A 22,586-nucleotide genomic window follows, 5' to 3' on the forward strand; every position below is an offset into this window, starting at 1 on the left:
TGCACTTACCTGGTCAAATTCAAACACTGACGTTTTCTTATTATAAGGCGTTCTTTTCCCTCTTGTCAAGCATAAAACGGATTTCCCTGGGATTCCCGGTCCGAACGTCTGCTCCCCGGTTCTTTTGCCCATGGACATGGTCCTTCGCTTTCTACTCTACCCGGTAAATCGCCGCCGAAACAGGGCGCAGGGGAACCGCCGCTTTTCCCTCCCGCACGGGAAGCCGGACGGCACCGATATTATATCCGGTCTCGCCCGTCTCAATCAGGCGGATCAGCCCCTTTGCCGGGCTGCCGCCCAATAGCTCCACGGGAATCTCCGCCCTGCCTTCCGACGGGCCGTTGTGGATCACAACCACCATGCGCTCTTCCCCCAGGAAACGGCCGTAGGCAAGGAGCTCATGTTCTCCCAATAACCGGACCAAAGATCCTCGAAGAAGGGCCGGTGAATTCTTGTGAATCTTTATCAGCTCCCGATAAAACTCGATCATCTCCCAGTTCTCTTTTCCCCAGGGAAACGGTCTGCGGCTGTCCGGATCCGTCCAGCCGGGGAGAGCCGTCTCGTTCCCATAATACAAGGTCGGCGCTCCCGGCCAGGTCATCTGCATGACAGCTGCCTCCCGGCATACGCCAAGGTCTATCCCTTCCTCCGCCGAAGCCGTGCCGTCCGCCCCCAACCGTCCGGTTCTCCGGGATGTCCGGGTCACAAAACGTGAGTGATCGTGGTTATCCAACTGATTCATCGCGGCATATAAACTGCCGGACGGGAAACGGGCCATATTGGGGATCATGGCAGCCCAAAAAGCCTCCCCATTCCCAAGCAGCTCCTCCCGGTATTTATTGCTGTGCTTCTCCATGCCGGTTAAGAACCAGGAAACCGGCTCCATAAAAGCGTCGTAATTCATCACGGTATCCCACTGGCTCCCGTCCATCCACGGAGAAATGTCGCCGTAGTGCTCGGCCAGGATCACCGCCTCAGGGTTTGCTTCCTTCACGGCCCGCCGAAACTCCCGCCAGAACTTGTGGTTTTCTTCCGGACTATGGCCAAGGTCCGCCGCCACGTCAAGCCGCCATCCGTCGGCGGAGTAGGGGGGCGACACCCACTTTCTTCCTATTTGAAGGATCTCTTCTTTCAGCCTTGGATCTCCCTCATAGTTCAGTTTCGGCAAGGTTTCCATGCCCCACCAGCTCTCATAGCTCTCATCCTGCCCGAAGCGGAAAAAATTCCGGTATGGGCTGTCCGGCCTGCCGTAAGCACCGGGCTCATATCCCGGACGGTCCCGGTAGAAGCCCGCGCGGTCCATCCACTTATGAAAGGAACCGCAGTGGTTAAACACACCGTCCAAAATCACCCGGATCCCCCTCCGGTGAGCTTCCTCCACAAATTCTGCAAAGAAAGCGTCCGAGGCTTCCAGGTTTACCAATGAAGTAGTCCGCTTGATATATTTGGTGGCCTGGTGGTTCGACTCCGCGCCCTCCGGCAGCACCTCCCCGCCGTCCTCCAAAATCTTTCCGACGTGGGGATCGATATGCTCATAATCCTGGGTATCGTATTTATGGTTGGAGGGAGAGACAAACAAGGGATTGAAATACAGGACTTCCACGCCCAGATACTGGAGATAATCCAGCTGATCCCAGACGCCTTTTAAATCGCCGCCGTAAAAATTCCGGACGTCCAAGGGCTCCGGCATCGTATTCCAGTCCATCACCCGATGGGCGCAGCCGCCCTCCAGATAAAAATATTCCCGCTCCTCCACGTCATTGCTGAGATCGCCGTTGCAGAACCGGTCCACAAAGATCTGATAGACCACCGCGCCCTGCATCCACTCTGGAATCTGAAATCCGGGGAAAATCCAGAAGGCATTGGCAAAGTCCGCCGTGTCCTGCAACCCGCATTTTCCGTAATATACCGTCCCCTCGCCGTCTTCAATCTCAAACAGATATCGGAAGGGGCCCGATAGTCCGGGAATTTTCGCCTCGTAGACCGGCAGGCTCCCGTCCAGCCCGGCTCGCTCCATCGGAATCTGCCCTTGACTGGAGATCACCCAGGCATGAAAAGAATCGCCCTCTGCGGCACGCAGCCGGAGGACGACACTTTCCCCATCCGCCGGCTCCGCAGGCCAGCGGAAATTTTCTGTTTCATCACTGAAATAAAATCTTCTTTTTTCCCTCATAGTTAGAATAACGCTTCAAATTCTGTCTGGTTAATCTTTTCTTTTTCCAGCAGAAGAGCCGCGCATTTATGGAGCACCTCCAAATGCTCTTCGATCAGAGCTTTCGCTTTCTTATAATTCTGATCGATGATCCGCTTGATCTCCTCGTCGATCATCGTGGCCATCCCTTCCCCGTATCCGCGGCTGTGGGCCAGATCCCGGCCGATGAAGACTTCCTCGTCGTCATCCCCGCAGTGGATCATGCCGACCCGGTCGGACATGCCGTACTGGGTCACCATATTTTTGGCAATGCTGGTCGCCTGCTTGATATCCTGGGAAGCGCCGGTGGTAATGTCCTGGAAGATCAGCTCCTCGGCGATCCGGCCGCCCAGAGACACCATAATCTCCTGCTCCATCTTGCCTTTGGTCATAAACATCTCATCCTTTTCCGGCAAAGGCATGGTATAGCCGGCCGCCCCGATACCGGTGGGAATGATCGAAATCGTGTGAACCGGCCCGACGTCCGGCAGCAGATGGAATAAAAGCGCATGGCCGGATTCGTGGTAAGCCGTGATCTTCTTTTCTTTATCGGAAATCAGACGGCTCTTCTTCTCGGCTCCCAGCCCTACCTTGACAAACGCCTTGTCAATATCGGCCTGACTGATATAACTCCGGCCGTCTTTGGCCGTCATGATCGCCGCCTCGTTCATCAGGTTTTCCAGATCCGCGCCGGAAAATCCAGCCGTCGTCTGAGCGATCCGCATCAAATCCACATCTTCGCCCAGAGGCTTTTCTTTGGAGTGCACCTTCAAAATCGCTTCACGGCCGCGGACATCCGGCCGGGCCACGCCGATCTTCCGGTCAAAACGTCCCGGACGCATGATGGCCGGATCCAGGATATCAACCCGGTTCGTCGCCGCCATCACGATGATTCCGGCGTTGACGCCGAAACCGTCCATCTCCACCAGGAGCTGATTCAAGGTCTGCTCCCTCTCGTCATGTCCGCCGCCCATCCCTGTGCCGCGGCGTCTCGCCACCGCGTCGATCTCGTCAATAAACACGATGCACGGGCTGTTCTTCTTGGCCTCGGTGAAAAGATCCCGCACACGGGATGCGCCGACACCGACAAACATCTCCACAAAATCCGAACCGGAAATACTGAAAAAGGGAACTCCGGCCTCCCCGGCAATGGCTTTTGCCATCAAGGTTTTACCGGTTCCGGGAGGGCCCACCAAAAGCACGCCCTTGGGAATTCTGGCGCCGACGCGGGTATATTTCCCAGGATCTTTCAGGAAATCCACGATCTCCGCCAGATCCTCCTTTTCTTCCTGGAGTCCGGCTACATTTTCAAAATTGATATTGCTGTTGGTCACCATGATGGCCCGGCTCTTGCCGAAGTTCATCATCTTATTGTTGGCGCCGCCCTGGGAGCTGTTGCGGAAAATCATCATGACCAGGATAATCAATAAGACCGCGCTGATTACGATCGAAATGATTGATATCATATCCCACTCTTCCGAGACATCCTCCAGGGTAAAACCGACATCCGCCCCCCGCAGAAGTTCCTGCACAGAATTGACATCGGAAACGTAGATATACTTCAAAGTTCCATCATTCAGCTGATAGGTCACACGTCCGGTCGGAGTCTCGGTATTCTGCTGAATCGTCACCGCTTTCAGCTCCTGCTTCTCTACAGCCTGCCGGAATTCCACATCCGTCCCCGGCTCCTGGCCCTGGTGGTTCAAGGTTCCGGTGAAGATAAAATACCCCGCCAGCAGGCACAGCAAGAGCAGAATATAAAACCCTCCGCTCGATCTTCTTGTCGAATTCAAAATCCTGTCTCCTTTACTTATTCATTTTCAATCACGCCGATATAGGGCAGGTTCCGGTAATGCTGGTCATAGTCCAGCCCGTAACCGACGACGAACAGATCTTCGATGGAAAAGCAGGTGTAATCCACCTTTACTTCATGGTGCACCCGGCGGGAAGGCTTATCAAGCAGCGTACAAAGTTTCAGGCTCGCCGGCTTTCTGGCCTTCATCAGCTCCACCAAATAGGACAGCGTATTGCCGGAATCAATGATATCTTCCACAATAATCACGTCCCTTCCCTCGATGGGCTCATCCAGATCCTTTACCAGGCGCACGATCCCCTTGGATATGGTCCCGGAACCGTAGCTGGAGCAGCTCATAAAATCAAGGGTGACCGGTACGGTCAGCCGTTTCGCCAGTTCACAGGTAAAAAATACGCTTCCCTTTAAAATACAGAGCAGATGTACGCTCTTCCCCGCATAGTCCCTGCTGATCTCAGCAGCGATCTCCGCAATCCTTCGGTCTACCTCATCTTCCGGAATCAATACGCGGATTTCATTTTCCATCTTCTTTTCCTCCTACCGTCACACACAAAATCCGTTGCGTGTCTTTTGTCACCTGATAAAAAGCGCTGACGCGCCGCCCCACCACCCAAAGGATGTGGCTGCCGTCGGCCAGCACCGGAATCCGTCCCCGCTCCGGGGCCGGTATTTTTTCATCGATCATGTAACGGTGCAGCGTCTTGCGGCCCCCGCCGGAAAGTTCCAGGTAGTCGCCTTGCTGGCGGAATCGCAAAATGGCACTATTTTTTATTTTATCATAATCAAAGCATTTCGTATACCTATTTTCCCTGATTTTTGGAAAATCTTTTTGCTGAATGATGCGAAATTTTGCCGCAGGAAGCGCAGCGGCGGCATGTTCCTCTTCCTCCCGGCCGATCCGGAGCATCTCATATTCTTGTCTTGCCGAGAAGCCCCCCGGCAGACGGATCCGGCTTCCCACCGGTTTTTTCAGGAGCTCCCAGACCGCGTCCAGATGGGCCTTGCCAATGTCCCGGCGGCTTCCGGAAACCTGCCCGATGGCGGTAAGAAGGATCCGCTTTCCCAAAACCGCAGGCTGCTTGATCAGTTCTTTTTGCGGCAGACGGATCTCATTTTCCCCGCTGCGGCACTGCGTTAAAAAGGTTTCGGCCAGGCGGTCCAATAGTTCGTCCAGCTCCCGCGCCTGCCCGGCAAACGCGGCTAAATGCTCCTCGGAGCGGGCGTTGACGCCTTCTTTCGCCAAGGGGAGCAGCTGATTCCGGATCCGGTTTCTCGTATAATAAAGATCCCTGTTGGTCGCATCCTCCCGCCAGGCCTGCCCGCACTCCCGCAAAAAAGCCTCGATCTCCCGGCGGCTTAAAAAAAGAAGCGGCCGGATCACGTCCCCGGCTCTAGGAGCCATACCCGCGGCCCCTTTGATTCCGGTCCCCCGGAGCAAGTGAAACAAAACCGTCTCCGCCTGATCGCTCTGGTGGTGGGCCACCGCAATCTTCCCTCCCTTTGCCTCCCGGCGCAAGATCTCATAGCGGGCGGCGCGACCAGCCTCCTCCACCGAAATCCGGCGCTCCCTCGCCAGGGCACCCACATCCGCCCGGCTGCACACGCACGGCACCCCCAGGCGGCCGCAGAGCTCTTTTACAAAGGCCTCGTCCCCGTCGGCTTCTCCCCCCCGCAGCCCGTGGTGGACATGGACCGCGGTCAGGGTAAACCCGATTTTGGCAGAAAGCCCGGACAGGCAGAAAAGCAGGCAGACCGAATCGGCGCCACCGCTAATGCCGGCCGCCACCTGGTCTCCCTGCTCCAACAAATTCTGCTGCCGGATGAACCGGCCCACTTTTTGAATCATCTGTTCCATCATGGCTTTATTATACGGAAAAAGAAAGACGAAATCAAGCCCTTCTCCTTGGGCGGCGCTCTCTGATTTCGGAAAAGTCATGCAAAAAGCCATGCACGGGCTACCGCTTCGTAATCTGAGCCACCAGCACTGTCATATCGTCCCGCGGCGCTTCCTGCCCGGCCGCCAGGGATAAGATATCCTCCGCCATGGACTGGGGCGTCCCATCTTTCATGCGCCGGAGAATTTCCATCAGGAATTCTTCTTTTTCCGCGCCGGGCAAAGCCTCCACCACACCGTCGGTCACCAGTACCAAAACCGCTCCCTCGGTCACTTTGCTCGTCTGTTCTTCCGAGAGCAGGGTCGCGCTCCAGCCGATGGGGGCGTCTGCGGATTCCAGCAGCGATATCTGATCCCCCTGCTTCAGGAAGGTGGCCGCCGCTCCCTGTTTGCGGCTTTTGATCTCCCCGGTATGTAAATCCAGACAATGGATGTCCAAAGTGGCCGGCCGCTGTTCTCCCTCCCGGAGCAGCAGGACGGAATTCATCAGCTTCACCGTGTTTTCCAGCGAAAATCCGGCGCCGGTCAGCTGTTCCGCCAGCTCCACCACCGACTCGCTTTCCGCCGCGGCCAGATGGCCGGAGCCCATTCCGTCGGACAGGCACAGCAAATATTTTCCACCCGGCAGCTCCATGGCAGAGTAATTGTCTCCGGAGACTTCGCTGCCCTCCTTGACCGCGCGGGCCACGCCGTAGCAGATTCCATACTCCGGTTCCTCCATCAGCACCAGGCGGCTGTTGTCCTTTCCGACCACGGACTTGCTGCCGATTTCCAGGCGCATTTCTTTCTTCATCAGCTTGCCGACCGCCTCGGTCACTTCCTTCGAGGGAATGCAGTGGCGGCCCGCTGTCTGAACCTGGAGGTGAACCCGAAGTTTGCCCTCTTCGTCGGCCTCCACAAAACAACGGTTCATCGTGAGCCCCAGCTTTTTGCACTCTTTTTTCAGCTTCTTTTCCCAGTGATCCGTCACGTCTTCCTGCTCTTCGCCCTGGTCCGCCAGGTCGTCCAGCATACTCTCCATCTCCGCAAATTGGGAAGAGACCGCTTCCCGGCTTTCAAGGAAACGGGTTTTCCAGTCAATCTGCAACTGTCCCCGGCCCAGCTCTTCGTTGAGCTCGTCCATGTAACGGCCGGATTCACAGCAGGTCTCCGAGAAAATCCGGGGCATGTCCTCACTGTCCACCCGCCCGTTTTTCGCAAAGGAATTCATGAGGTATTGGAGATAATAGGCGTCCTTTTGCAGCTGCATCCGCCCCAGATGGCAGCCGCCGCAGGCTTCGCAGACCTTATTCGAAGTCTCTGCCAGGGCAGTAGCTGCGATCTCTCTGGTCACTCGCTCATAGCTACTGCTCCCGCTCTCCCGGAATGCCGCCGCCAGCTTGTGAAATGCCCTGGCCCGTTCTTTCAGCTGCCGTTCCGCCGTATATTCCCGGTACCGGCTCTTCCAGAGAACGGTTTTCTTCCAACTCTTCCGGCCGCTTTTCACGTACAGGGCCCCCGCCAGGATTCCGATTCCATAAGCAAACAAAAGCACGGCAAACATTCCTACCTTATCCATTCCCGATTCCTCCCTTATCTTATCGGAAATGATTATAAGACAAGTTCCGGCGCAAAGTCTGTCAAAAGGGAGTGTCGAAGGGGAAGAATGTTTCGACAAAAAAACTGCCGCTTGCGGCGGCAGCTTTCATCCCAACCGAAAATTTAGTATTGCCAGCAGCAGCAACACACCATTTCCCGGATTCTGTATATGGTAAAAAATCACTCATTCGGCTTTACGATCGATTCATTCGGATTGACAAGGCCCAGCTTTTCCCGCGCGACCTGCTCGATGTACTGCTTGGTCTGGACGTAGACCTGATACTCTTCCAGCTCTTCGGCCCGCTTGGACTCTTCCTCCACTTCCGCGGAAAGCGCCTGTACTTTGGCTGCATAGTCCGCGTCGGCGGCCCGCAAGCTCCTTGTGTGAACGGTCAGGACACACAACAAAATCAGCACCACGGTCAGTACCGCCAGCGCTCCGGGGTTATTCCATTTGCTTTTTTTCTTTTGATATCTTTTCATATTTCCCCAAATCCTTTGCCGTTCTTTTCATTTTAACCCATGAAAGGAACTTTTTCAATGGGTTTCCTAAAATCTCATACAGGAAAATCATTCCAAGGGCGATCCCAACCAGAAAAAACCAGCGGATGCTGCCGTCATTTTCCCGAAATAAAAGGCGGAACGCCTGCACGGCGCAAAAAATCCAATACACAATGTCCTCAACATCCCGGAACCATCTTGCATGCGGGATCAGGCCGCGAATCAGCATCAACACCAGATAAACCAGCATCAATTCCAATCCCAGCAGCACGGAAACCAGAAATACCTGGGCTTCCGCGGAAATGCTGGCGCTCATTACCGGAATAAGCGGTTCAGAAACCCGCCTTCCTCCTCCACCGAGCCGACCGCCGAATACAAAATCCCATTGACCTGGCCTTCCAGCTCCGCTTCCCCCTTTTCCAGGGTCAGGCGTTTGACATGGAGCCCCTCCCCTTTCACGGTCATCTTTCCAAATTCAGTCTGCAGCAGGATTTCTTTTTCGTCGAAAGAAATCACGTCCTTCACTCCGGTGACCGTTGCCTTTTCCCGGCGGTCCAATACCAATTTATGTTCTTTTTCTTTCTGCGCTTCCATCCGAACCCTCCCATCGGTTACCATTAGCAAAGTCGAGTCGTTTGCTATATATCCTATGTCCGGTTCGACGGAATTATGATTACAGATAGCGGAACATCTCTTTGGCCTCTTCCTTTTTGGTGGTCTCCCGCACATCCAAAACTTCAACGCGGACCGCCTTGTTCCCGAAACCAATCTCGATGATATCCCCTTCTTTTACATTGGCCGACGCTTTGGCCGGTTTGTCGTTGATCAGTACCCGCCCTGCGTCGCAGGCTTCATTGGCCACGGTGCGGCGCTTGATCAGCCGCGATACTTTTAAATATTTGTCCAGTCTCATTGAGTTCTCCTTTTATAAACAAAAAGACCATTGCATTGCGCTGCAACGGCCCTTTTATTTGTTCAAACTTAGTTCATCATATCCTTCAGAGCTTTTCCCGCTTTGAACTTCGGCATCTTGGTTGCGGCAATCTTCATGGTTTCGCCGGTTCTGGGATTTCTGCCCTCTCTGGCCTCTCTCTGAGATACTTCAAACGTGCCAAAGCCAACCAGCTGCACCTTTTCCCCATTTTTTAATTCCTGCGCTACGGTATCGGTGAAAGCTTTTAAAGCCTTCTCCGCGTCTTTTTTGGAGATTTCAGCTTTCTCTGCAACGGCAGCAATCAGTTCTGTCTTGTTCATAATATCTTCCTCCTGATAACTTCCACAGGCTACCTGCGGATTCTTAGTAAAATATAATCTTTTCTTCCATGTTTGTCAAGGAAAATCCCGCGAAAAACCGATGTTTTTCCGATTTTTTACCGGATTAAACCGGCCTTCTCCTGACGTTTGATTTCCTTCCAACGATCCAGCGCTTCCTCCGGCGTAGCGGCCTTTTCTCCGGCAAAGACATGGGGATGACGCCGGATCATCTTTCGACAAAGACCTGTAATCACATCGTCAAAGGTAAACGCGCCTTCCTCCGAGGCGATCTGGCTGTTCAGCAGGAGAATCAGCAAAACATCGCCCAGCTCCTCGCACAAGTTCTCCCGATCATTTTTGTCCACAGCCTCAAACACTTCCTCCGTCTCATCAGCCAGGCATTTCTTTAAGCTTTCGTAGGTCTGCTCCCGGTCCCAGGGGCAGCCGTTCTCCCCGCGGAGATCCGCGATGATTTCCCGCAGTTCTTCGAAGGTATAGGAATCTTTCATCTCTCGTTTGTTCATGCCATCAGCTCCTCAAACTCTGCCAGCAGCTCCGAAAAGTATTGGAGCGCCTTTTCCACCGGTTCCGCTGTCGTCATATCCACCCCGGCCATTTTTAAGAGGGAAATCGGATCCTCCGAGCAGCCGCTCTTCAGGAAGCGTAAGTAGTTTTCCACCGCCGGCTGTCCCTCTGCAATGATTTTCCGGGAGAGTGCGATGGCGGCGGCAAAACCGGTGGAATACTGGTAAACGTAAAAATTATAGTAGAAATGGGGGACTCTGGCCCACTCGATGGCAATTTCCTCGTCCACCACCATATCTTTCCCATAATACAGCAGATTTAACTCATAATAAAGTTTTTTCAGCACATCGGCTGTCAGGGTCTCCCCCTCCTCCGCCAGCCGGTGGATTTTCTCCTCAAACTCAGCGAACATGGTCTGGCGGTAGAGCGTCGTGCGGAACTGCTCCAGGAAGTAATTCAGCAGATAAGCCCGCTGCTTTTTATCCTCCGTGCGCTGCAGCAGGTAATTCATCAAAAGAGCTTCGTTGCAGGTGGAAGCCACCTCCGCCACAAAAATGACATAGTCTGCATAGACCGCAGGCTGATTTTTGTTGCTCAGATAAGAGTGCATCGCATGGCCCATCTCATGAACCAGCGTGAACTCACTGTTTAAGGTATCTTTATGGTTCAGGAGAACAAAAGGATGCACCTTGGCGCCGCAGGAATAAGCGCCGGAACGTTTGCCTTCATTTTCGTAGATATCCATCCAGCGCTGTTCAAAACTGCTCTTAAGGACAGATTGATATTCTTCTCCCAACACCCCCATGGCCTCCACCACTTCATCGCGGGCCCGGTCAAAAGGAATCTTCTCTTCCGCATCTCCCACCATCGGCACATAAAGGTCGTACATGTGGAGTTCATCCAGCTGCATCTGCTTCTTCCGGAACGCCATATACCGGTACATGGGTTCCATATTCTCGTGAACCGCCTGGATCAACTGGTGATAAACCGAAACCGGCACCTCAGTCCGATCCAAAGCCGCCTCCAGGCAGGAGTTATATTTCCTGGCCCTGGCAAAGAAAATATTCTGGCGCACATGGGCGTTTAAGGTGGCCGCCGTGGTATTCTTGAATTTCTCATACGTGCTGTACAGATTCCGGAACGCCTCTTCCCGAAGCGCGCGGTCCTGGCTCAGCATCAGAGTGCCGTAGGAGCCGTTGGTCAAAGGCAGCAGATTTCCCGCCACGTCGCGGACGCTGGGGAAAGTCAAATCTGCGTTCACAAAGTTTCCGTAAATGCGGTCCGGCGCGTCGGCCATCTCCCCGGCGGCGGCCAGCAGTTCTTCCTCCGGCTGAGAAAGAATATGGCTTTTCCGGCGGCGGATCACGGTAAGATAACGGCGGTAGAGGGAGAGGGCGGGTTCCGCCTGGAAAAACTCCTCCAGCCGTTCTTCCGGCAGGGCGATCAGCTCCGGCGTCTCAAAGGCCATCTCCTGCTGCCACTGCACAAGCCAGCTTAAAATCTGTCCCTTCATGCCCTGGTACACGGAATTTTTCGTATCCTCGTCGCTTTTTAAGGAAGCATAGGTATAAAGGCGTTCCACCGCCTCCTCCGCAGATTCCTTTTCCTGGAAGTAATGATAGAGGAGGCGTCCGGACTCCGCCAGCCGGCCCCGGTAGCCGGTCAGTTTCTCCGCCTCCTCTTTCGCCGCGGCAAACGCCTCTTTCCAGGCCTCGTCGGACGGGTACAAATCCTCGGTGGACCAGGTATCCTCCGGTTTCAATTCGCTTCGTTTCGGTATTTTATGATTTTGAGACATAGGAAACTCCTCTCTTTTCACAGCTGCATTCTATGGGAAAGTTTACCACAGAATTCGGTGGGAGACAATCCGGGAAATAAAATTCGTCCCATCGCACGTCATTTCTCCGCGCCCGGCTGGGAAACATGGTTGTCTCTTTGTAAGATATGCTTATCCTTCCAAAGTTAGGAAGATTTTATCCCTGCCGAAAGAGATTCCCGCCATTATTACCGCCACTGGCAGTAATATCGTAATCTATAAGCGCAGGATACTGCTCGATAATTTTGATTCCCATATTATCTTTAGCAGACTTATTAGGTAAAGTTTTTAAATTAAAGAGCTTTCATTATTTTTCTCTCCCGAAGTCTTTAGATATAGATTTCACCCCCTTATATAAGTCATTGGCAAAATCATTAACTAGGGATACATTCACAGCACCGAATTCATCAATAACGTGCTCGTCAATCTCGAAAAAAGCCGAAATATAAACTTTAATATCTCCTAATATACGATCCCTTTCATCTAAATGTGTCTCGTATATTTTCCGGCAAATATTTCGCCAGTTCTTCCACCAACGCATAAACCCTTGTTCCCGGCGCAATTTCTGTCGGCGTCTTACCTTGTCCCTCTTTCATAATGCGCTTCGCATAGCGTAACGCCAATTTCGGATTTCCTTTTGTCATCAGAATATCGAAAATATCCTTCATATTTTTCTGATACTTGCCCAACCCCAATTCCCGAAATTTATCATTCAAAAAATGAATATACTCCGTCCGATGGTTATTTGATGTATAATAAGCAAAATGCAAAAGAAACCAAAATTCAATACATTCATTACTCCACGCAGCATGATACTGCCGCTCCGGATTTTCCTGATTTAGCCGTTCTGCCCGGTCTGCAACACCATTAAAATCACTTGCAGGGAAGCTATCTTTATCATAAACGCACCAAATCTGCCCTTTTTGTATTTTATTCTTTTTCGCATACCTCTCTGCCATACCGATTACTCGCATTGTCTCAGCCTGACATGGTTCAATTTCAATCAAAACCATATCACGATAAATCGGATTGTCCTCTATCAAATGCTTAAATCCAGTAAAATAGAGAGGCTCTGTTTGCTGACCTTCGCAGAAAATGTAGTATCGATATTCTCTTTTTTCCAGATATTCCTGGCGGCGTTTTTTCTTCCACGCTTCCATTCCAGCTTTTTTAGGCATTAATCTTCCGCCAATCTATAATATTTCTGAGGTACGGATCAGCGCCATACTTGCCTTCAAGATACTGTTTGTCAAACTTCGCATCTTTGCGGACAGACTCACCCTTATCATTTTTAAATTCCACCAAGGAATATAATTTGGTATTCTGGCTCTTTCCTTTTGCCACAAACCAAATTTCATCTCTGCGGAATACATCACTATTCATTGTTGATAAATCGTGAGATGTAAAAATAAGCTGTGCCTTCTTCTGATTCACACTCATATCATTAAACATCATTATAATATGGCGCAATAAAACCGGATGTATTTTAGCATCCAGTTCATCAATTACCAGTACCGTTCCCTTTAGCAGACCGTCAGCAATAGATGGTAATAAACCGAATAATTTTCTCGTTCCACTGGATTCTTCCTCCAGTTTTAATTCCTGTTCATATCCATCTACGGAATGCTTGGTAAATATTTCAACCCAATTTTCATTTTCTTCTTCCACACGAAAATCCATAATATCCAAATCCATTTCCCGAATCATATCCAGCATCAATTTCTTTACATTTCCGGAATTCGAAACTGCCATTGCCAACTCTTGAATCGGATCTCCATAGTTTAAAAATTCGATCCCCCCTCCAAACCACTTCAATACATCATTCACAACTTCATTTTTCTTGTAAGTGATTCCAAGATAAGAAAGCAGGGGCAATGTCTCTGAAAGGTCCTCACTTACTTTTAATTTAGCCAATGTACCTTTCATCTCAATACTTTTTTCATTACGCTCAAATAGTCCAGAACGTCTTTTTGTATCCAATTTAACACGATCTAAACTTTCATAAATCACCACATCTTTTTTTACCGTCAATACATAGCGATATTCCGCCATTTCCGTCCGGAAAAACAATTCAAATTCAGTTGGTTCATTTTTTGTTGTATCTGAAAAAGCGAAAGGTTCAATGACAAATTTTTTTCTTGAAATAGCATATTCTTCATTATCATTCGTTGCATATAATGGTCTTAATACCTTTAATACCATATAATGAAGTGCTTTCAGTACATTCGACTTGCCCCCGCCATTTGGTCCATAAATGGCAGATACCGGCAAATACAATTCTCCATCCTTATCTTTTATTACTCTGTCTTCGTGCTCTGATATTGCAGTTGCCTGCATATCAAAAGTCATTTCATCTCTTATGCTCTTAAAATTTCTAATTGTAAATTGACATAACATGATATCTACCTCCGTTTCATACTTCTATTATATTCAGATTTTCGAATTTGTAAACTATATATGAGATATTTTCTCATATAGCTTTCCGAAAAATGGTTTTTTACAAAACAACTGATTGATCAGTCATGGAGTGACAGCCTCGCTCTTTATTCATAAAAAACGGCAGGATTCCTTCATTCGGGATTTCCTGCCACTTTTTTGCGTACCTTAATCATAGCTCTCGTTTCAGTTTGTTTTTTATGCTGTTTTCCCTTTAAAGAAATGGCTTCCAGTTCGTCCATTTTGAATATTCGCGTGCAGCTTATCCATGTTATATCCGGAAAAGAGCCTAAGCCACGGCGCAACCACGGCTCATTTTAGAAAAAGCGCCTCAATCTCGCTCCCTGCCGGAAGCGGGCCGGTTCCCGCCGGTATCAGCCCCAGCAGGCGGCAGTCCTCCCAGGGGCGGATCCTTCCGTTTGCCTGCCGCGGACTTGGGTTCAGATCAACCCGTCCCCCGGAGAACTCGATGGCGCCCGGCAGGATCCGCCTGACCGGGCTTCCCTTCGGAAAATCCTGGGCCAGCCGAACCGTTATTTTCTCAAACAAATCATCCTTTCTCCCGCAAAGCCCGGCAAGAGCTGGTCCGCCCACAAGTAATAACGCTGCCGCGGCTGCTGAAGGATTTCCGGACAGCCCCAGGATCGGCGTCCCTTCTTTGACGGCGGCGAGTGTCGCCATCCCTGGCTTCATCTTCACCTTCCAGAACAGAATCTGCGCTGTGATGAGCTCCAGCCCCAGGAGGACCCGGTCGTAATCCCCAACCGAAGCGCCGCCGGTCGTAATCACGAGATCCGACCGCCTCCGGCATTCTTCCACCGCCTCGGCGATGGCCTTCTCGTCGTCGCCGACAATCCCGTACTGTTTCGCCTCGATCCCCCAGCCGGCCAGAAAACCGGCCAGCAGATAGGCGCTGCTGTTGCGTATTTTCCCCGGCGTCAGTTTCTGTTCTGCGGAAAGCAGCTCGTCCCCGGTGCTGATGATGCTGACGCGGGGCTTTCGGTACACGAAAACCCTGCTGTGGCCAAGGCCTGCCAAAAGTCCCTGGGAGGCGGGCGAGACGGCATGTCCGGCCGGATACACCTCCTCTCCGGCTCTGACGTCCTCCCCGGCCTTCACCAGATTGCTGCCGGGACGGCAAGGCCTCCCGATGGCGACGGTGGCCCGGTTAAAGAGGGTGTCTTCAAATTTGATCACGGCGTCTGCCCCGGCCGGAATCGGTGAACCGGTCAGAATTTTGACCGCCTGATTTTTTTGTACGGTACATTTCGGCTGTTGTCCGGCCGGTACTTCTTCCACAATGTCCAATACGGCCAGGCGCTCCTGCGACGCCTCCGCGGTGTCCTCCGCGCGGAAGGCATAACCGTCATAGGGGGACCGGTCAAACGGCGGCAGGTTCTCACCCGAACGGACCGGCTCCGCCAGAATTCTTCCCAGAGCCTCGCTGAGCGGAACTGTCTCCGCGGCTGTCGGGCGCACGCATCCTTTCAGCAGGCGCGCCGCCTCTTCGATTTCTACATTCACCGGGTAATCGAACATATTTCTTTCTCCTTCTGGATCGTCACAACGCACTCTCTCCCGTTTTCCCGGATTCAACACCTTATGTTTTCGTCTCTGCCACATAGATGGCCTTTTGTTCACAAGCTTTTACACAGGCAGGCAGCTGAAGTTCCGGGCAAAAATCACACTTTATTACGCTCCTGTACCCGTCCGGCTTCGGCATTCCGTAGGGGCAGTTCATCACACACATGAAACAGGCGGCGCACTGCCCTTTGTCATAGCAAAGACGGCCGGTATCCGGATCTTCCTTGATTGCTCCGCTCATGCAGGTAATCCGGCAGGCCGGTTCCGGACACCGGCGGCAGAAAGCAGGAACGAACCTCCCCTCCTGGTCTATTTTCACGAAACAGGCGGAATGGGGCGTCTCGCCGGAAACCACTTCCGCTTTTGAGCCGGGCCGGAAGCGCTGCTCGCAAGCTTTTACACATTCCATACAGCCGTTGCAGAACTCTGCGTCCACCATAATCCTTAGCATCCCTCATCCTCCCAGTCGCGCGCCAGGCACCGGCAGGCCCCTGTGATCAGATTTGCCAGCGCCGGATAAAAATCCGTATCCCCATAAATCTGCACCAACTGATTCCATCCGGGAACCCAGGAAAGCACCCATTGTTGCAGGAAATCCCGCCCCGCCTCCGCCGCCTTTTCCCCCGATTCCAGCCGTTCGGCCAGAAATTCCAATTCATAGGAAAGAAAATCTTCCGGGACGCCCTTTTTTTCCCCGGCGAAGCCATAGCGCTGCATGATTTCCCGCACAGCGGCTGTTTCGTCCTGGAAAAGCAGGTGTTTCTCATTCAGATAATAGCTCCCCCAAGGCGGGGCAAGCGGATGTCCGGCCCCGATAAAAAGTTTCAGATAATCTCCGTCCAGATCTTCTCCCGTTACCTGCCCCGACCGGTAAGCAGCCCGAAAAGAGGCCATCTGTTCCCTCCCGTTGCAGGTCTCCAGGACGTCTTCCCCATACGGAATCTCCCGAAAAAGATCTGTCTCCATCCATCGTCCCAGCACGGCAGGACTGATCTCCTGCTTCACGCCGTGGGCCAAAACCCGTAAATAACTTGCCGTCAGCTTCTGATCCATGACATCCTCCCTAGCGCTCTTCTTTCATACTGCGGATCGTTCCGGCCTCTCCGTCAGGCGGCCGGTTCCGGCTTTGACGAATAAAAACGGCGGGGCTAGTGCCCTCATCCTCCATCCGGCTGACATAAGGATCCGTCTCGGCCAGGCGGATCAGCTCAGGCAGCGGCCGGACCGAAAGACAGCGCATCGGACAGGATGCCGCGCAGGCTGGCGCCTCTCCCTTCTCCTGCTGCTCCCAGCAGAAATCACACTTTTCCGGACGGTGAGCCCGCCGGTTAAAATCAATGGCTCCGTAGGGGCATGCCCGGATGCAGATCCGGCAGGCAACGCACCGGCTGTAATCGATCCAGACCGCACCGGTTTCTCTCTTTTGAATCGCTCCTTTCGGACAGGCGGTCAGACAGGCCGGTCTCTCGCAGTGTGCGCAGGCAAGGGACAAAGAATAGCTCCCCACGCCCACCGGCGTCCGCACGTTTCCTTCCCCGATCCATTTTCCCCAGACCACCTGATAGACCCGCCGGAAAGAGATCCCCAAAGGCGAATCGTGGAGATCCTTGCAGGCCATGACGCAGGCTTTGCAGCCGATGCACAGGTCCGCATTAAAATAAAATCCCATCTGCATCCGGCTTTACCCCTGCTTTCCCCGGCTGCCCGGCATGTTCTCTTGCCGGAGACAATCCGGTTCCAGGGGCGCGCCTTCCCATTTCTCCACCCGGACGGTCACCGTATTCCAGGGGGATTGTCCCTCGCCGCAGAGCCTTCCAGGGGAAAGCACGTTGGCGTTTCCCCCCTCGTCGATTCCCGCCTCGTTCATTTTCGTCCAGGCGCCCTGCCCTATTAGAATGACACCGGGGATCACCAGAGGCGACGCGCTGACCCGGCGCAGAATCTTTCCATAAGGATTTTCGATTAATACCGTGTCCTCGGAATGGATTCCCCTCTCTTTGGCGTCGTCTTCATTCATCATTGCCTCATTGGGAAAAAGTTCCCGCAGCACCGGCACATTGTCAAAGGCCTGATGGGCCCGGCGGATATGATGAATGCTGATTAGCTGAAACGGGTAGGCGCCCGGCCGCCCCTCGCTGCGGGTCGATTCGTAGCCGTCCCGGCTGGCCCGGTACTTGGCCACCAGGTCGATGGGCGTCAAGCCGAATTCCTCGTATTTCTTCACCAAGGAAGGGCAGCAGATCTCAAAACGTCCGGACTCGGTCTGAATCGGATGGGTTTGGGGATCCCGGATAAAATCCGCGTACTCCACGTAGCCGAAAGGATCTCCCGGCGTCCGCTTCACCTGATAGACACCGGTCTTTCGAAACTCCTTCCAGGGAATCCTGCCTTTCTGAGGCTTTCCCTCCACGCCCAGCCCGCGGATATCTTCTTCCGTAAAAGTGAGAAGGGTCTCATAGCGGGATCCGTCCTCACAGATCACCTCCGCTCCGGAAAGCTCATTGTAAACGATTTGCCGGTCGGACAGCGGCCGGACCAGCTTGGGGTCCACGCCCCACCGCTTGCACAGCTCCTCCTCCATCCACAGATCATCCCGGCATTCAAAGAGGGGATCCGTCACCTTTGAGGAAAAAATCAGGAGTTCCCGGTTGGTCTGGGGCATAACGGCCCCAAAACGTTCCCAAAGAGAAGTGGCGGGCAGCACCACATCCGAATACTGGCAGTCGCACGTCATCTGTAAATCACTGGCCACGGCGAACTCGACCTTCCGGTATGCCTGAACCGCCTTGTTAAAATCCGGGGACTGGTTCATCCGGCCCCCGTCCCCGATCTTCCAGATCATGCGGATATCAATGGGCACCTCGCCGTCCTCAAAATGGGTATGCCTGCCGGTCAGGATGGCATCCCACATTTCTCCCATGGCGATTCCATAATATTTGCCCCGTTCATACCGTCCCGCGCCGAGACTCCCGCCGCCGCGGGGTTGTTCGCAGATGGGATTTTCCGGCAGTGTAAACCCTTTGCTTCCGGGCCGCACCAAAGCCGGTCCGCCAAAGATCATATTGCCTGCGGAGGCCCCGGCCGAGACCTCGGCCCCGGAAAATCCCACGTTTCCCGTCATCCATCCCACGGTGAAAAACGCCTGGGCAAAACGTCCGCCTTCATAGGTCCGGGCCGGAGCAAAACTGCTCTTTAACGTCATGGGTTTCACGGTTCCCATGTCCCGCGCCAGACTGCGGATCATGTCCGCGGGCGTGCCGCAGATCTCCGCCGCCCATTCCGGTGTTTTCGGAACCTGATCATAGGTGCCCAGCACGTAATCCCGGAAATTTTCTTTTGGATCCACTCCTTTCGGCATATGCTCCGCGTCAAATCCCAGGCAGTAGGTATCCAAAAAATGCTGATCCTGCCAGCCGTTTTGGATCAGCTCATAAGCCACAGCCAAAAGAAGAGCCGTATCCGTCCCAGGGCGGACCGGAATCCATTCATCCGCCAAAGCCTGGGCCGTGGGCGTATACCAACTGTCCACCACAATCACTTTTGCCCCGGCCTGTTTCGCCAGGGCGTAATGATAGGTCACATTTCCCGCCTGGCTCCAAGCCGAATTGACCGCCCACAGGACAATCAGCTTAGCGTTCCGCACCTCAAAACGGTCGCTGGTGTCCAGGATCCCCAAAGACCACTCTCCCTTCATCTGATTGGCCACCACGGGAAAACCGCCCTGGGACGCCTGCCCCCAGGTGGTCACACAGCCGCCGTAGGCGTTTAAAGCCGCCCCGTAATACAGGCCGGGCGCCACGTTCCGCAGCTCATACCCGGTCGCCAGAATGGAACGATTTCCATAGGTTTCTTTGATCCTTGTGGTCTCCGAGGCCACAAGGTCCAAAGCTTCTTCCCAGGAAATCCGGACCCATTCATCCCGCCCCCGCAGAGAGCGGTCCCCTCCCCCCGGCGCCCAGTGCTTTCTTTTCATCGGATATTTCAGCCGGTCCACCCCAAAGACAAGCTGACGCAAGGACCGGCCCCTGGCGCAGCCTCTTTGCTGGGGAAAATCCGGGCTGTCCGGATGCAGGTCATCCGTCTTCTGTCTCCGAACCCTTCCCTGCTCCACGTAGGACCGGTTCACGCAGCGGCCCCCGCAGGCGAAAAAGCAAGCGTGCGTAACCCATTTTCCCGATTCCGCATTGGCCGCGCTTTCTCCCCTCGGCCTCGTGATTGCCTCCGCCTCTTTCAGCCATCGATTTCTGTTTTCTTCTTTTCTCTCCATCATGCCCTCAAATCAGAATAAAAAATGTCTGCCTCCCAAGCGGAGTATACTTTTCACTGGAAAATAGCAGGCGGCTACCATGCCCATAGCCGCCCGCCTGTAATGATCCTGTCTGGTTCTTCGTTCCGAAATGACCTCTTATTTTGCGGTTGCCGCGCTCAATAGATCGTAGAGCTGTTTGCAGTCATCGGAGGCGTTTGCCAACCACTCTTCTTTCATACCTGTCACCGATTCTTTAAAAGCGGCCTTGTCCACGTCGTTGATCTCCACGCCGGAATCCTTCATTGCCTGAAGTTCGGACTCCATGGCAGCAGGCCAAAGCTCGGTGTTCCAATATTTCTCCGCCTCCTTGCAGGCTTCCTTCACCTGAGCCTGGAGGTCGGACGGCATACCGTCAAACGTGTTTTTGCTGATCAGCAGACAGTCGGCAATGATAAACTGCTCGGTCAGAGAATAGTATTTCGCCACTTCATTCATCATATTGGCCGTAATAATCGGCGCTGAGTTCTCCAGGCCGTCCACGGTCCCCTGCTGGAGAGCCGTATATGTCTCGCTCCATGCCATCGGAGTCGCAATGCCTCCCATCGCGTTGATCGCTGCGGCCAGTGTGGAGTCCTGCATGACACGGATCTTTAATCCCGCCATATCCGCAGGTGTATTCACCGCATGTTTGGAATTCAGGATACTCCGGGAACCGATATCCATGTACATCAAAGGAATCATGCCGATTGCGGCCAGTTTTTCTTCTACAAAAGCTCCGACTTCATCCGAATTTAACACTTGGATCAACTGATCCGTATCTTCAAACAGATACGGCAGGGAGAAGGTTCCCCATACGTCGCCGAAATTTGCGATGTCGGTCAGGGCCGCCACTGTCATCTCGATGCTCCCGTCCCGCAGCCCTTCCATGGAAGGCACCTTATCCGCCAGCTGGGAGCCCGGATATACTTGGACTTCCACCGCGCCGCCGGTGCGCTCTTTCACCAGCTCCGCCAGTTTGGCATAGCCGTCGGCCTGGGTTCCGGTGGCGGGCGCGCTGACCGAAAGCTTCAGCGTAAACTGGACATCTCCGCCGGCAGCCGCCGTTCCTGCCGCAGCCGTACCCGCAGGCCCGGCGGATGCCGGAGCTGTCGTGGGATCCGCGCTCCCTGATCCGCAGGCAGTCATGCTCAGAGCCATCATCGCCGCAAGTCCCCATGCAAGAATTTTTTTCTTCATCTTTTTTCCCTTTCTTTCTCAGATCTAAGATCTGGTTTTTATCTTTCTTTTTCAGCAGGAAACCCCTTTCAGCCTTCCTGTTGAATGAAAACGTTTCCGTGAACCGCCGCAGGCATAAAATCGGGACGCCTGTGGTCTTCCGAAATGAACCTGTATTACACATACCCCAGCATCCGCGGGATAAAGAGCACGATCTCCGGCAGATAAGTCACCAGCATCAAAACCACCAGCTCACCGGCTACATAGGGCAGAACAGCCTTCGCCCCCTTTTCCACCGGCAGGTCGGCAATGTTGCAGCCGATAAAAAGGCAGAGCCCCAGAGGAGGCGTCGCGGTTCCCATGGCCATATTTAGAGTCATAATCACACCGAAGTGAATCGGATCGACGCCGAGGGCTGTGGCAATCGGCACCAAAATCGGAGCAAAGATGACAATGCTGGCGCCGCCGTCCATAAACATTCCCATGATCAGCAGCAGGATATTGACCATCAGCAGGAAGACATATTTGGAATCGGAGATTGCCATAAAAGCATTTGCCAAAATCGTCGGCACTTGCAGCGCGGTGAACACATATCCCACCAGTTTGGCCACGCCGATGATCAGCAAAGTGCTGGCTGTCGTGACCACGGCATTTTTCAGCATTTGAAGCATATTTTTCCAGGTAATGTTCCGGTAAATCACCAGGCCGACAAAGAGGGCGTAGGCCACGGCCACCGCGGCCGCCTCCGTCGGGGTGCAGATGCCTCCCATGATTCCGCCCACGATAATGACCGGCATCAGCAGCGGAAAGATCGAGTCCTTGGTGATGGCCCATTTCTCTTCCCGCGTGTATTTCATCTTCCGGCGCGGGAAATGTTTCCGGCGATCCTGCAAAAACACCACGGTCATCAAGCCCAGGCCAAGCAGTACGCCAGGAAGTATCCCTCCCATAAACAGACCGCCGATGGAGGCTCCCACGCTGCACCCGTACAGGATCATCATAATACTGGGAGGAATCACCGGGCCGCAGCTGGATGCGCAGGCGGACACGGCCACCGCCGTTTCCTTCGGATACCCTTCCCTCACCATGGCGGGAATCATATTTCCGCCGACGCAGGCTGTGGTCGCCTGGGCCGAACCGGTGATGCCGCCGAAAAACATGCTGGTCAGCACGGTCGTCTGCGCCAAGCTGGCCGGCATCCGGCCGATCAGCATGGAAGCGAACCGCACCAGCCGGTCAGTAATCCCGGAGGTATTCATAATCTCACCGGCCAGAATAAAAAGCGGTACCGCCAACTGCGCGTAAGCGCTGATGCCGCTGTAGACATTTTTGGCGATAACCGGCCAGGAAATCCCCGCCAGACCGGCATTGCTGGTCATGATCAGCCCCAGGGTACCGGTAAGACCCAGCGCCACAAAGACCGGCAGGCCAAGCAGCATCGTAACTACAATCACTAAAAGTAAACCAACTCCACCCATGAATTTTTCCTCTTCTCCTTTCCGTAACGACGCCCGTTTATCCGGCATCCGG

20 protein-coding genes and 1 pseudogene are annotated in these 22,586 nt (G+C 53.5%); all 21 read right to left on the reverse strand.

Features of this window, described 5'->3' with window-relative positions:
* Positions 1-151: 151 nt before the first annotated feature.
* Positions 152-2,173, reverse strand: coding sequence for a glycoside hydrolase family 13 protein (locus tag MUB23_RS14660; RefSeq protein WP_244801376.1), 2,022 nt, complete (start codon positions 2,171-2,173; stop codon positions 152-154).
* A gap of 2 nt (positions 2,174-2,175) precedes the next feature.
* A complete protein-coding gene (gene ftsH / locus MUB23_RS14665) occupies positions 2,176-3,984 on the reverse strand; it encodes an ATP-dependent zinc metalloprotease FtsH (protein ID WP_330641902.1) in 1,809 nt (602 codons plus the stop codon).
* Positions 3,985-4,001: 17 nt separating this feature from the next.
* Entirely contained in the window at positions 4,002-4,529 is a 528-nt protein-coding gene (hpt, locus tag MUB23_RS14670; protein WP_244801377.1) for a hypoxanthine phosphoribosyltransferase, read from the reverse strand.
* Positions 4,519-5,850 (reverse strand): tRNA lysidine(34) synthetase TilS, encoded by a 1,332-nt coding sequence (gene tilS, locus MUB23_RS14675; protein ID WP_244801378.1) that lies wholly within the window; start codon positions 5,848-5,850, stop codon positions 4,519-4,521. The genes hpt and tilS overlap by 11 nt, the downstream gene beginning before the upstream one ends.
* A gap of 109 nt (positions 5,851-5,959) precedes the next feature.
* Positions 5,960-7,456, reverse strand: a complete 1,497-nt coding sequence (locus MUB23_RS14680) for a SpoIIE family protein phosphatase (RefSeq protein WP_244801380.1) — start codon at positions 7,454-7,456, stop codon at positions 5,960-5,962.
* 200 nt (positions 7,457-7,656) lie between these two features.
* Positions 7,657-7,959, reverse strand: coding sequence for an FtsB family cell division protein (locus MUB23_RS14685; RefSeq protein ID WP_244801381.1), 303 nt, complete (start codon positions 7,957-7,959; stop codon positions 7,657-7,659).
* Positions 7,922-8,293 carry a spore cortex biosynthesis protein YabQ gene (gene yabQ / locus MUB23_RS14690; protein WP_244801383.1) on the reverse strand — a complete coding sequence of 124 codons (372 nt, stop codon included), beginning with the start codon at positions 8,291-8,293 and terminating at the stop codon, positions 7,922-7,924. Before yabQ ends, MUB23_RS14685 begins: the two co-directional genes overlap by 38 nt.
* On the reverse strand, positions 8,293-8,571 hold the full coding sequence (gene yabP, locus MUB23_RS14695) for a sporulation protein YabP (protein WP_244801385.1): 279 nt from the start codon (positions 8,569-8,571) through the stop codon (positions 8,293-8,295). The genes yabQ and yabP overlap by 1 nt, the downstream gene beginning before the upstream one ends.
* 79 nt (positions 8,572-8,650) lie before the next feature.
* Positions 8,651-8,890: an RNA-binding S4 domain-containing protein gene (locus MUB23_RS14700; RefSeq protein ID WP_244801386.1), complete on the reverse strand. Its 240-nt coding sequence runs from the start codon at positions 8,888-8,890 to the stop codon at positions 8,651-8,653.
* A gap of 68 nt (positions 8,891-8,958) precedes the next feature.
* Positions 8,959-9,240 (reverse strand): annotated as a pseudogene (locus tag MUB23_RS14705) (HU family DNA-binding protein); the annotation flags it as partial.
* Positions 9,241-9,347: 107 nt separating this feature from the next.
* Positions 9,348-9,755, reverse strand: a complete 408-nt coding sequence (locus MUB23_RS14710; protein WP_244801390.1) for a MazG nucleotide pyrophosphohydrolase domain-containing protein — start codon at positions 9,753-9,755, stop codon at positions 9,348-9,350.
* On the reverse strand, positions 9,752-11,554 hold the full coding sequence (gene pepF / locus MUB23_RS14715) for an oligoendopeptidase F (protein WP_244801391.1): 1,803 nt from the start codon (positions 11,552-11,554) through the stop codon (positions 9,752-9,754). The genes MUB23_RS14710 and pepF overlap by 4 nt, the downstream gene beginning before the upstream one ends.
* A gap of 497 nt (positions 11,555-12,051) precedes the next feature.
* Complete coding sequence (locus tag MUB23_RS14720; RefSeq protein WP_244801392.1) at positions 12,052-12,750, reverse strand: RloB family protein; 699 nt, start codon at positions 12,748-12,750, stop codon at positions 12,052-12,054.
* Entirely contained in the window at positions 12,743-13,969 is a 1,227-nt protein-coding gene (locus MUB23_RS14725; RefSeq protein ID WP_244801393.1) for an AAA family ATPase, read from the reverse strand. Before MUB23_RS14725 ends, MUB23_RS14720 begins: the two co-directional genes overlap by 8 nt.
* Before the next feature lie 351 nt (positions 13,970-14,320).
* Positions 14,321-15,547, reverse strand: a complete 1,227-nt coding sequence (locus MUB23_RS14730) for a molybdopterin molybdotransferase MoeA (RefSeq protein ID WP_244801394.1) — start codon at positions 15,545-15,547, stop codon at positions 14,321-14,323.
* Between the two features lie 61 nt (positions 15,548-15,608).
* Entirely contained in the window at positions 15,609-16,043 is a 435-nt protein-coding gene (locus MUB23_RS14735; RefSeq protein WP_244801396.1) for a 4Fe-4S dicluster domain-containing protein, read from the reverse strand.
* Complete coding sequence (locus tag MUB23_RS14740) at positions 16,037-16,645, reverse strand: TorD/DmsD family molecular chaperone (RefSeq protein WP_244801398.1); 609 nt, start codon at positions 16,643-16,645, stop codon at positions 16,037-16,039. The genes MUB23_RS14735 and MUB23_RS14740 overlap by 7 nt, the downstream gene beginning before the upstream one ends.
* Before the next feature lie 10 nt (positions 16,646-16,655).
* A complete protein-coding gene (locus tag MUB23_RS14745; protein ID WP_244801400.1) occupies positions 16,656-17,267 on the reverse strand; it encodes a 4Fe-4S dicluster domain-containing protein in 612 nt (203 codons plus the stop codon).
* 6 nt (positions 17,268-17,273) lie between these two features.
* The gene (locus MUB23_RS14750; protein WP_244801401.1) at positions 17,274-19,859 is read right to left on the reverse strand and encodes a molybdopterin-dependent oxidoreductase; all 2,586 of its coding nucleotides are present in this window, start codon (positions 19,857-19,859) and stop codon (positions 17,274-17,276) included.
* A gap of 138 nt (positions 19,860-19,997) precedes the next feature.
* The gene (locus MUB23_RS14755; RefSeq protein ID WP_244801403.1) at positions 19,998-21,077 is read right to left on the reverse strand and encodes a TRAP transporter substrate-binding protein; all 1,080 of its coding nucleotides are present in this window, start codon (positions 21,075-21,077) and stop codon (positions 19,998-20,000) included.
* Between the two features lie 155 nt (positions 21,078-21,232).
* Positions 21,233-22,534, reverse strand: coding sequence for a TRAP transporter large permease (locus MUB23_RS14760; protein ID WP_244801405.1), 1,302 nt, complete (start codon positions 22,532-22,534; stop codon positions 21,233-21,235).
* Between the last annotated feature and the right edge of the window lie 52 nt (positions 22,535-22,586).

Source organism: Cuneatibacter sp. NSJ-177 (assembly GCF_022867805.1).
In the GTDB taxonomy this organism is placed as follows: Bacteria; Bacillota; Clostridia; order Lachnospirales; family Lachnospiraceae; genus Pseudolachnospira.